The 11165-nt window shown below is 38.6% G+C and carries 8 protein-coding genes; 7 read left to right on the top strand and 1 reads right to left on the bottom strand.

Features of this window, described 5'->3' with window-relative positions; translation table 11 throughout:
• Positions 1-64 precede the first annotated feature (64 nt).
• From WNY98_RS20320 to WNY98_RS20310, 3 genes are read left to right on the top strand one after another with little or no spacing between them, the layout of a single operon-like run.
• Positions 65-892 carry a hypothetical protein gene (locus WNY98_RS20320; protein WP_342878788.1) on the top strand — a complete coding sequence of 276 codons (828 nt, stop codon included), beginning with the start codon at positions 65-67 and terminating at the stop codon, positions 890-892.
• Entirely contained in the window at positions 889-1368 is a 480-nt protein-coding gene (locus WNY98_RS20315; protein ID WP_342878787.1) for a hypothetical protein, read from the top strand. Before WNY98_RS20320 ends, WNY98_RS20315 begins: the two co-directional genes overlap by 4 nt.
• A complete protein-coding gene (locus WNY98_RS20310) occupies positions 1365-3140 on the top strand; it encodes an AAA family ATPase (RefSeq protein WP_342878786.1) in 1776 nt (591 codons plus the stop codon). Before WNY98_RS20315 ends, WNY98_RS20310 begins: the two co-directional genes overlap by 4 nt.
• Before the next feature lie 68 nt (positions 3141-3208).
• Here WNY98_RS20310 and WNY98_RS20305 read toward each other — a convergent pair whose 3' ends face one another.
• A complete protein-coding gene (locus tag WNY98_RS20305) occupies positions 3209-6361 on the bottom strand; it encodes a DUF3427 domain-containing protein (protein ID WP_342878785.1) in 3153 nt (1050 codons plus the stop codon).
• A 771-nt stretch (positions 6362-7132) separates the two neighbouring features.
• Here WNY98_RS20305 and WNY98_RS20300 point away from each other — a divergent pair.
• The 4 genes from WNY98_RS20300 (at position 7133) to WNY98_RS20285 (ending at position 10725) form a co-directional block, all read left to right on the top strand.
• Positions 7133-7618, top strand: coding sequence for a hypothetical protein (locus WNY98_RS20300; protein ID WP_342878784.1), 486 nt, complete (start codon positions 7133-7135; stop codon positions 7616-7618).
• A gap of 2 nt (positions 7619-7620) precedes the next feature.
• Positions 7621-8754: a DUF1570 domain-containing protein gene (locus tag WNY98_RS20295; protein WP_342878783.1), complete on the top strand. Its 1134-nt coding sequence runs from the start codon at positions 7621-7623 to the stop codon at positions 8752-8754.
• A gap of 272 nt (positions 8755-9026) precedes the next feature.
• Positions 9027-9353: a helix-turn-helix transcriptional regulator gene (locus tag WNY98_RS20290; protein WP_029750805.1), complete on the top strand. Its 327-nt coding sequence runs from the start codon at positions 9027-9029 to the stop codon at positions 9351-9353.
• Complete coding sequence (locus WNY98_RS20285) at positions 9337-10725, top strand: HipA domain-containing protein (protein ID WP_342878782.1); 1389 nt, start codon at positions 9337-9339, stop codon at positions 10723-10725. The genes WNY98_RS20290 and WNY98_RS20285 overlap by 17 nt, the downstream gene beginning before the upstream one ends.
• Positions 10726-11165: the final 440 nt, after the last annotated feature.

Below are 11165 nucleotides of genomic sequence, written 5' to 3'. Positions count from 1 at the left end.
TTAAATCCAGAGAAAAAAGAAGCAATGCGGGCGGCATAAAATTTAATTTGATGCGACAACTAACTTGAAAAACTCCGATTCAGTTGTCTTTCAGACCAACATTAATAATGGAGATGACGTTGAAAAAGTAATAGAAGACATTGAAGCGGGGACTTTTCAAAATAAGTTCTCGGAAGTATTAATTGATAGGTTCAACAAATGTTTCCCTGAAGAAGTCTCTAATGAACTATCCGAAGGTGAAATCAAATTAAGATTATCAAAGCTCAAGTTTGAAACTGATGTACAGCATTTAAAAAGTGGTGATGATAATTTCGAACCTATTGCAAAGAATGCGATTTACAAATTTAGCGAAGTAGATTTAGGCCACACTGAAACTCGTGAAATACTGATGAAACTGCTTGAACTAGTAGAAAATAAATCAAGTGGTGTAATAGCTGAGCTAACTCAAGAAAGTATTGAGCAATATGCAGGAATAGCTATTGAAGACTTACTATCGATACTAAGTATATCAAAGGACGCATATAATAACTTGCTTGAAAGCGGAGATAGTAAAGTTATAAAAAGCGCATCAATTATTCAACGAACGCTGTCCTCTGCTGGGGCTAGCATTGAGGAGGTTGAGTATATATCAAGATGCAAAACTAATTGGGATCTTTGGCACAGGAAAAACCGCCATGTGCTTTTTGAGTTCGACTTACAGTCTATCAACAGTATGGTAAGAGAGCTTTTAAATAGCTCCATTCGTAGTGATGGCTCACTTCATTTAGCAAGCCTGAGATCTCCAATAAAAGACTTAGTCAGTAAGCTTGAGTCTGAGGACTTAATGTATGATCTAAACCCTGAGCTCATTCTCGGAGGCATATTTGCGGAATTAGTTAAGGGAAAATCATGAATTTCGATACATTTTTTGAAAATATTGCACAATCGGGTACCGAAATTCGCGTTGATAGCTCCAGTTATAACAAGCCAAATTTGTTAAATAACGAAGCATTATTTCAGCTCCCACTGATCAGTTTGATAGTGCTACTTATGGCTAAAGATAAACGAAAACCCAAAGTATCAGAAATCGGCCAACTTGTTGGTGAAAGCTTAGAAACAAGCATGCCCGGCTTTAAAGGCTCGGCTCAACACGTTGGTTGGTCAGCAAACTTACGAGTTAGAACCGTGAAAGCAGTTAGCTTTTTGGAATATTCAAACTTGATAGAAATCCCGAATAATAAAGGGCGAATTAAAATCACAACTTTAGGTAAGAAGGTGATTGATAAAGCTTTTAATGAAGAGAATATTCTAGCTTGTAACCTAGCTGAGATAGCTAAAGCATACAGAAACCTATGTGTTTCTAAGCAATTAGACATGGAGTTGGAATGAAGTTAATTAGTATACAAATTTTTTCAAATGGTCTTTCTGGTTGGCAATCAGATTTACTAAAGTTTGGCGACAATATTACTCAACTATTTGGTAAGAATGGTTGTGGTAAAACTCCTATAGTACAGTCGATTGCTTTTTGCCTAGGCTATCCTAGCGTATTTAGAAATGATATTTATGAACGATGCAATCACGCTATTTTAGAAGTTTCATCTCCTATCGGAAATTTGCAATTAAAGAGAATTTACAGCAAAGGTATAGATATTCAGGTTACAGAGCCTAATGGCGAGAAGCAGAGGTTTTATGATGAGAAGGAGTATTCGGCATATCTGTTTGAAACGCTGGGTCTGACAGTAGATAACCTAGTAACCACTAATAACAAAAGCACTAGTCCCTATTTAGCATCAATGTTGCCAATCTACTACCTAGATCAAGATGACGGTTATAATAAGTTTTATAGCCCACCAAGTAACTTTATCAAAGATCAGTTCTCAGAAATGATGAGAATGGTATTTGATTTGCCAGTCAAGCACTCATTCGACCAAAAGAAAGAAAAATTTAAGGCTAAAGAACGTTTAGATTATTTAGATAAGCAAGTAGAGCTTCATTCCCGCCAAGCTGAAATTGCTAAGCAGGAAGCTGCATTAATATCTAAAAGCTCAGAAGAATTAGAAGATGAAATCAGCACTTTAGAAAGTGAAATAGAGCAACTCAAGAGCTCAGGCGCAAACCATGATGACTCGATTAATGTTTTAGATCGCTTAATTTCAAAACATAAAGCTTCGATAAGAGACTTAACGCTTGAAATCGCTGAAATTAATAAGAGAACAAGCGGTATTACACAGATAGTACATGAGATTAACACAGAAGTTGAAACACTTAACTTGAATGAAGAAGCTAGGCGAGTATACCTATCATTTAATGAGATTTGTGGCTCTAGTAATTGCCAACTGTTTTCTTCAAGCTCAGATGCCTATAGTAAAAATTTATTGTATTTAAAAGACCAAATTAAAGATCTCGAAAGAAATGCAGATATAGATAAGATTAAAATCGAGCAAATCATGAAACAACGTGAAAGCTTAGAAGGTTTAATCCAAACGATTATCGATGAGAGAAATCAATCTTTAGAAAAAAGTGAGATATCGGCTCTGGTAGATGCAATATCAGCACTAAAAAATCAAATATTTGAACTGCAAAGCCAAAAGAGTGATATTGAAAAAGTTGAATTACTGGAAAATAAACATTTTCAAACTTTCGCTGAGCGTAATAAAGCTCTAGAAAAGTACCAGTCTTTTGGTACGGATAAAAACTCAATACCAGCATTAGTAAGGCTCAAAGCTGATCTTCGAGAGTTCTTTTTAAACTGGCTAGAAGTACTAAATACCAACAACATTAGCCGAAATATTACTTTTAAAGACGATTTTACTCCGTATCTCGGTACAGAAACTATATCTCAACTTAAGGGAAGTACCAGAACTAGAGCTGTATTAGCGTACCATGCAGCTTTAATTGAGTTAATGGCACTGCATAATTCGTTCTGTTTTAAATTCTTAATTTTAGATACACCTAAGCAACACGAAATTCACAATGATGACCTAAACCAATACATCAAAGCACTTAAAGTATTATGTGCTCAGCATTCTCTTCAAGTTGTTTTCTCTACTACCGAGTATCATTATCAGGGTGATAATCAAGACATAGAGTGGAACCCGAAATACCAAGGTGAGAAACAATTGATGTTTTTAAAAATGCATGACAAAGATCGAATCATTTAAATTAAAAACAAGGCGACAAATAACTTACCTTATAACTTATATAATACAGATAAAAAATAAATTGGCAGTTAACCAACTGCCAATTTCCCAGCCTCATGCCACATTTTACTTGGCATGGGGTTGGTTAATTCCCACGTTATATTCATTGGCTGACTGCCATTGTGGCTTTGGTATTTAACCTCACCGTAGTTTACAAACCCCATAGTTCTGCCGTTTTCGTCTTTACCTTGTTCGCGCACAAATAACAGGATGGTTTTGCCTGTTTTTTGGTGTTGCAAGTAACTCAAACCTCGGCCGTGTTCTGGGCGGGCGCTGTTTTGCGTTTGCCAATGGAACAGGGTAGGGCTGATTGCGTAATCGTGATACAGCGTTGTGGGCGAGTAGGTTTTTTCACACTTATTAAGTGTTACAAATAACAGCTCTAAGTTTTGATTTTTAAATTCTAAAACGCCTTCGCGGGCGGTCGATTTTTTATCAAACGAGTGCGCCCCAAATGCTGCGAGTATTTGCTGGCGGGTGTAGCGGCTGTGTAATTTTATTGCGTGGTTTGGTAGGCACGCTAAATCGCTTTCTTGCTGGTGTATGCGGTTTATTAATAGCGTAATTACTTGTGTAAGTTCGTGCTGTAGCTCTTTGTGTTTAAGTGCTTGTAAACTTTGCTCAAGCGTTTTAAACCCTAAACTTGTGCCTGTGTTATCCCAAAAGTTGTAATGCGCCATAAGCGCGTACTGTTGGTTTTGTGCTGTTGGGGTAAAGCGAAAGTCGTTATTACATAAATCACGTAAAAAGCATAAATAGCTAAGTGAAGTGCAGCCGAGTAATTGGGTGTTTATAGCACGGTAATACGCGGCATAAATATCGGTTTGTTCTACTGGAATTTCATCGCCTTTTAGCCAATGCCAGCCGCCGAGCTTTTTATCTTTTGGTTTGTATATATCTTCAAGTGTGACTTGTGGGTTTATGCGTAAAAAATTACTGAGCGTTAGCGCGTCATTAGTGTGTTGCGAATAGCTATTTATCAGCTGCTGTAAACGGCGTTTAGAGTTTATAGCTTGCTGAATATTTTTTAATATTGTTTGTTGTGTGCGTTTTTGTAGCTCTATGCGGCAACCCAACGGTAAATGCGGGAAGTTGTTTTCAATCTCGGTTTTTATTGGCTGATTACTTTTACCAATGAGAGCGCGGAATTTACTGGCAAAGTCGTATTCTGGGCGTGCGTTGCCTACAAAGTCGAGTACGGTACAACACTGCTTTTGGCTGTTATCAGGTAAACGCAGGCCACGGCCGAGTTGCTGTAAAAAAAGCGTTAGGCTTTCAGTCGGGCGTAAAAATAACAGAGTATCGACCTCTGGAATATCGACACCTTCGTTAAAAATATCAACCACGAAAAGTATTTGTATTTCGCCTTGGCGTAGTGCTTGTTGTTTGGCCGCGCGCTCATTAGTGTTTTTGCTGGTGAGTACATCGGCGTTTATACCCGCTAAGTTAAATTTTTCCGCCATAAATACAGCGTGATCTTGGCCTACACAAAACGCCAGTGCTTTTATTGTGTGAACATTGGTTACGATATCAGCAAGGCTGGATATAATTTTGTTAGCGCGGCTGTTCTCTCCTGTATAAAGGTTACTTAGCTCGCTTATATCGTAACGGCCACCTCGCCATTTTATTTGGCTTAGGTCGGTGTCGTCATCCAATCCAAAGTATTGAAACGGGCATAAGTGACGTTGATTTATTGCCTCTGGCAAACGTATTTCTGCGGCTATTACTCCGCAAAAATCATCGAGTATATTTGCGCCATCTTGTCGCTCTGGTGTAGCGGTTAAGCCAAGTAATATTGTGGGCGTAAAATGGTTCAAAATAGCGCGATAACTGGCAGCGCTTACGTGATGTACTTCGTCTATCACTATGTAGTCGTAGTAATCGTGGGTTAAATTGAGTGATTCAATTTGGCTGTTTAATGTTTGTATTGATGCAAATAATTGGTTGTAGCATTGTGGCTTGTAGTTACCTACCCACAGCTCGCCAAAGTCGTTATTTTTAAGCACGCCACGATAAGCGCTTTGCGCTTGTTTTAGTATTTCTTCACGGTGGGCTACAAACAAAAAGTGTGCGTTTGGGTTGTTATCGTAAACAGTTTTAAAGTCGAACGCCGATATGATGGTTTTACCTGTGCCGGTTGCAGCAACCACTAAATTTTTAAAACGATTATGTACGCTGCGCTCAGCACTTAGCTTTTCTAAAATAGCGAGCTGATGCGTTTTTGGTGTTATATCAAAATAAAACTGGCTGCTTGATTGCCCAACACCGCGCTGCTCGTTAAGTGAATTAATGAGCTTTTCTTTACACTCAACAGCGCCTGTAAATAGCTCGAAGTCTTTTGATTCCCAGTAGGTTTCAAACGTACTTTTGGTTTTAGCTATGATGTGTGGGATTTCTTGTGCGGTAATTTTTAAGTTCCATTCAAGGCCGCTGGTAAGCGCCGAATGCGATAAGTTAGACGAGCCAATATAGCCTGTATGAAAACCCGTATTGCGCATAAATAAATATGACTTTGCGTGTAGGCGTTCTTGCTGATTATTATAACTTAGCTTTACTTCGGTATTTGGTAGGTTTGCCAAAAACTCAACCGCTTTAGCATCCGTTGCGCCCATGTATGAAGTAGTAATTACTTTGAGTTTATTGCCGCTTTTAGTAAACGCTTCAAGCTCATTTTTAAAAATGCGCAACCCCGTCCATTTTATAAATGAGACCAGCCAGTAAATAGTGTCGGACGATTTAATCTCGCGCTTTAGCTCGGTTTCGAGTGATATACCTGCATTAGCACCGCTAAATAATTCGCTTTGCGTAAGGCCTGTAAGCGGGAATATATCGCTTGAGTAATCTTTAAGGTTGGCCGCAATAGGGTTTTGGGTATTAAACAGCGCGGTAAGTATTCGGCCTTGGCTGTCGATAAGGTTTTCGTTAATTAGCTCGTCATCGCGAATATGATCTTTAAGCCAAAGTACAAGGCTGTTAGCTAGGCTAATTTGTTCTTGTAGGCGCTCGTTCGAGTTGGGAATGGCATCGATTGCATGCGTTACAAGTTTACTTAAAAAGCGTGAAAGCCATGTTGCGGCTTCGGCCGTTTCAAGCTGGCGCTCGCCCACATAAAATTGATCACGATTTAAGTTTTGCTTAATTACTTGCGTAATTAACTGCTCGTAAATACCAATTTGCTGCATTAAAACCACTCCCTGTTTGCGAGTGGTTAGTTTACTTAAATGCGGTACAGCTACAAGTATTAATCGACTAAGTTACTAGTAATTAAGTACAAACGTGTGAGTTAAGTATTAGCCGAGAGAGTAATCAAATGATGATGCTAAGAAATTATCCCCTTCAACTTCACCTGCAAACACATAATTAATGAGTAATTACCTCGCATGGATTCGAGGAAAGCGATGCTTGCACATGGATGTGCTTTCATCGCGTTTACGTTCAAATTAATTATTTGTTTAAAGATAAGTGAAATTGAGGGGCGCCGTGGGTGACGAATGACCAAAGCGTAGCTTTGCAGCTTGAGGAAGTGGAAGCATGGATGCTGAAAGGAACCCGGCTTCAGGGATGAATTATTAGCAGCAGAACTTATTTGAAGAAAATCGCCCATTGGTTGCCATCGCCAATGCGATATTTGTAAATTATTTTAAAGCTACGCTTTTTGCGCGAGCAAGCTGAGCGCCTACAGGTTTTTGGGTGGGCTTTGTAGCGTTGATTGGGGTAATGAGCTCGTTACTAAAGAGAAAGCGCGATGTAAAATCGCACCTACGGTTTTGTTGAGAGTGGTGTTTGTATTGATGTAGGTGAGGTTTTATACCTCGCGGGTGCTTTGTAAAACTAAGACACCAGGTGAACTCCCACCCACAGCTTTAATTTTTACTTTTTGGATTAGTAATGTTGATGTGTTTTTTCACATTTATAGGTACACTCTTTTAAAGTTTTAATTCAGGGAATGAATAATGATTAAATGGATTTTACTGGTATTTATTTGTGTATTTACAACTTTTCCTCAAGCTGGTGAGGCTTACACACAAGCCCAATGCGATAGCATTAAAAAGCAGCGCGAAGCTATTCGCTCTCAATTTAGAAGTGGCTACAGTAATAAAGAAGGTGAGCGTTTAACTGCGCGCGATAAAGCGCTATTTACTTTACTTGCTAATCACTGCAGTAAGCCTAAAAAGAATGGTAGTGCTTATCAGGCTACTTCTTCTACCGCAACTCGTACGCCTAATAGCAATTGGTTACTCAATCAAAAAGTGTCAAACATGTCTTTGCACAGCGATAGCTATAAAGATGCCGCCAAGCTTGATGCTTGGTCAAAGTTTTATAAGTTGCCTAAACGTTGCCGCAAAAAAGGGATGGAGTCGGCCGACTTTGTATGGTGTAGCGAGTATCGGGGTAAGCAAAAAGAGTTATTTGAAGCACAGTGGCAAGGGCGCCCATAAATATGTTTAAAACAAAATTACGTGTGGTGTTTGTATTTTTTGTGCTGCTAATTGCATCGGCGCTCATTGCTAATCATTTTACTGGGCGAGTATTTAATTATCACGATCCTATAGGCGAGGTTAAACGAATTTATAGTAGTTTGTCGTCGCAGGTAGCTACTGAACCGTTAGCGACTAAACAGCTCAAAAATGTAAGCACGGCTACTTTACAAAATGTATCAATATCTGCCGATAATCATTTATCGCAAGCTAACAATACGCGCTGCGTGGATGTGTCGTTGGGTAAGGTTAAATATAAACGTAATGGCGATATATTTACGTGGACAGACAGTGACGGTGTTCCGCATTTTAGTGATAAAAAACCGGATTTTGCGGTAGCAACTTACGATACAGGTTTTATTGAACCGTTAGATTACTTTGATCTCTCTTTAAATACGCCCAATTTACCTTCGTCATTTAACCAAGAGTTACGCATAAAACTCAATACTGTATTTAAAGTATACGGACAGATTATTGGCGTGCATGCACTTAAAAAGGTAAAGCTGAATTTAACGGTATTGCCTACACGCCGCGCTTATGAGGCCGCAATTAAGCAACGTAGTGCTGACCCGACAAACACTGCGGGTATGTATTTTCACGCGAGTAATTCTGCTTTTATTCATTATGATAATGCACACAGTGCAATGCGAACTGCGGTACATGAGGCAGTGCACGCCATTAATAAAGCGGTTTTAGGTTACACCCCGAGATGGTTTAATGAGGGATTTGCTGAATACTTTGAGCTTACTAAAAATAATATGCAAACAGCTATTGTTGAGCCGAATAGTTCATGGACGAAAAATAACAATATTACTAAAAGTGTATTTTCAATTGGTTCGTTAGTGGGTTTGGATGACTCGTGGAAAAAAGGTGATACCAGTAAGTTGTATGCAAGCAGTTGGGCTGCAATTTACTTTTTAATGGATACTCAAGCAGGGCGATCGTTACTTAATAATATAATGCTTGCTGAGCAAGAATTTCTCTGTAATAAGCTATCTGAAAAGCAATTAAAAACGATGATGTATAAGCAATTTCCTAATCTTAATCGTGAATATTCCCAGCGGTTAAAAAAGCCTTTGAAAGCGCATATATTTTAAATAAGGTAAAAATTTAAAAGCTGCGCTTTTAGCGCGAGCAAGCTGGGCGCCTACAGGTGTTGAGCTTGGCTATTAAGCTCAAAATGTCATTAACTTCCCATAAGTAACTTAAGTTTTACTTATGGGGCTGGGTTTTATCTTACTGCCTATAAGTAAATTACGGTTTACTTATAGGCAGTAAATATACGTTCAAAATTAAAAGTAAGTTATATTTGACTTTTGGGTGGGCTACCCTAAAATAAATTGTATAAGTAAACTATAGTTGACCTTTAATGAGTGAATTACCAGCAAAAAAAACACTTGGAAGAGTTGTTAAACGCACTGAAATGCCTGATCTATCAAAGCCGTTTTCGTCGGTGCGACTCGCTAAAGCGATTACTTCAAAGCGAACAGGCATGAAGCTTACGCTGGTTGATGTATCGCAAGCACTTAATATTTCAAAGCCTACGCTGATAAAAATAGAAAAAGGTGATGTGAATGTGCAGTTTTTTAATGTACTCAAAGTGATGGAATACTTGGGGTTGTCGTTTAGCCTTGTCAGTGATGACGAGTCGCACCACAATAACAACGAAGAGGTGAGCGATGAGCAGTGGTATTAAAAAAAACAGCTTGGATGTATTTATTGGGCATACGCAGAAGATAGGTGCGATAGCCCTTGATATAGGCTCTGAAAATGATATTGCATTTACCTATGAGCCTGAGTGGATTAATAAGGGGTTTGCTATTTCACCACACTTACCGCTCAATGGTGATTTTGACTCACGTGATGTGCGTAATTATTTACAAAACTTATTACCCGAGGGCAAAGGTCTTGATGAGATTATAAGTAGTACTACTATCTCTAAAAATAATACGTTTGGTTTGATTAAAGTAATTGGCGAGGAAACGTCAGGCGCTTTGTCGTTTAGAGCAAGTAACAGTACTTTAAAGCAAACATCTTTTCGTGAAGTAACTAGTGACGAGCTAAGCCAAAAACTTAACCGCTTTGTACAAGTTGGCGAGCCAATTACTCATTGGGATGGCCGAACTCGGCTCTCTGTTGCTGGCGTTCAAGACAAACTAAACCTACTCGAAATCGATAGTAAATTAGGATTTGGTGAAGGGGAGCTATGTTCTAATAAAATTTTTAAATTCGAAACAGGTACCGCTCCTTTCATTGCAGTAAATGAACTTTTTACCATGCTTTTGGCAAAAGAGTCGGGGCTCAATGTTCCCCATGTTGAGTTGCGTACTTACGCAGATGTAAGAGTATTTGTAATAGATCGCTTTGATAGGCGCGTTACACAAGATCAAAACCGTGTATTACGTCGTCATATTATTGATGGTTGCCAAGCCACTAATTTACCTCCTTCTTATAAATATGAGCGTCAGCATGGTGATGATGGGGATGGTATTTATATTCGAGATGGCGTTTCTTTTGCAAAACTCTTTAGTGTTAAAACAACGAATGTACAAGCGTATGAGGCTCAGCTTATTCGTTGGATGACATTTAATATTTTAGTACGTAATTACGATGCTCATGGCAAAAACATTAGTTTTTTTGTTGGTAAAAATGGTTTAGAGCTTACGCCGTTTTACGACTTGGTAAATATAGAGGCTATTATTGAGCAGGGAAGCATTGACCGTGATATGGGCTATTTACAGCCTAAAATATCAAGGTGTTATGCTATGTCAGTGGGGGAGCATAATTCGCAAAGTGCGGGCAATTTTACTAATGAGATTACAGCTTACATGTTAGCTGATTTTGCTGATGAATTTGCTATTTCACTACCACGGATGCAACTACTTATGAGTCAAACCGTTGATTCTGTATTAGCCGCAATTGATACGGCTAAAGTTTCTGCTGTTAAAAATAACTTATCTTCTGCTGAATTAGCACACATTGATTTGTGCATAAAAATAATTAATAAAGCTGCAAATAAGCTGAGTGAGCAAATAATACAACTACCAAATATGGATGCATTTATTTAAATTTCAGAAAATAAATACACGCATTTTGAGTGATAAATTCATATATTGGTTGCCATCGCCAACGCGATATAAGTAAATTAAAAGCGCGAGATAAATTCCGGCTTACAATTTAAAAGCTACGCTTTTCGCGCGAGCAAGCTGAGCGCCTACAAGTGTTTAGGCAGGCTTATTTAAAAGCCAAAGCGCGATATAAAATTGCACCTACGGATTTGATGAAAGTTGTGTTTGCAATGATGTAGGTGAGGTTTTATACCTCGCTTATAAACACATTTTTTATCACAGAAAAGTGAATTATTGTTCTATGTAGCGCTTAAAAGTAATGAGGCAATTAACTCTGCTATTCGCCTCACCATGTGAGGCTAACCCCCTGTGTCAGGATAGTTGTCGCCTCTAACTTTTAATAGAGGCAGATAAAATGAGACGTCGATTTACACAAGAAT

Source organism: Pseudoalteromonas sp. AS71, from assembly GCF_038900275.1.
Taxonomy (GTDB): domain Bacteria; phylum Pseudomonadota; class Gammaproteobacteria; order Enterobacterales; family Alteromonadaceae; genus Pseudoalteromonas.
This window is presented reverse-complemented; position numbering and strand designations above follow the sequence as displayed.

Bases quoted from the DNA above. Each gene is read 5' to 3' on its own strand.
- WNY98_RS20285 (WP_342878782.1), top strand. From the start codon at position 9,337: ATGAGCAGTGGTATTAAAAAAAACAGCTTGGATGTATTTATTGGGCAT.
- WNY98_RS20310 (WP_342878786.1), top strand. From the start codon at position 1,365: ATGAAGTTAATTAGTATACAAATTTTTTCAAATGGTCTTTCTGGTTGG.
- WNY98_RS20315 (WP_342878787.1), top strand. From the start codon at position 889: ATGAATTTCGATACATTTTTTGAAAATATTGCACAATCGGGTACCGAA.
- WNY98_RS20290 (WP_029750805.1), top strand. From the start codon at position 9,027: ATGAGTGAATTACCAGCAAAAAAAACACTTGGAAGAGTTGTTAAACGC.
- WNY98_RS20295 (WP_342878783.1), top strand. From the start codon at position 7,621: ATGTTTAAAACAAAATTACGTGTGGTGTTTGTATTTTTTGTGCTGCTA.
- WNY98_RS20300 (WP_342878784.1), top strand. From the start codon at position 7,133: ATGATTAAATGGATTTTACTGGTATTTATTTGTGTATTTACAACTTTT.
- WNY98_RS20305 (WP_342878785.1), bottom strand. From the start codon at position 6,361: ATGCAGCAAATTGGTATTTACGAGCAGTTAATTACGCAAGTAATTAAG.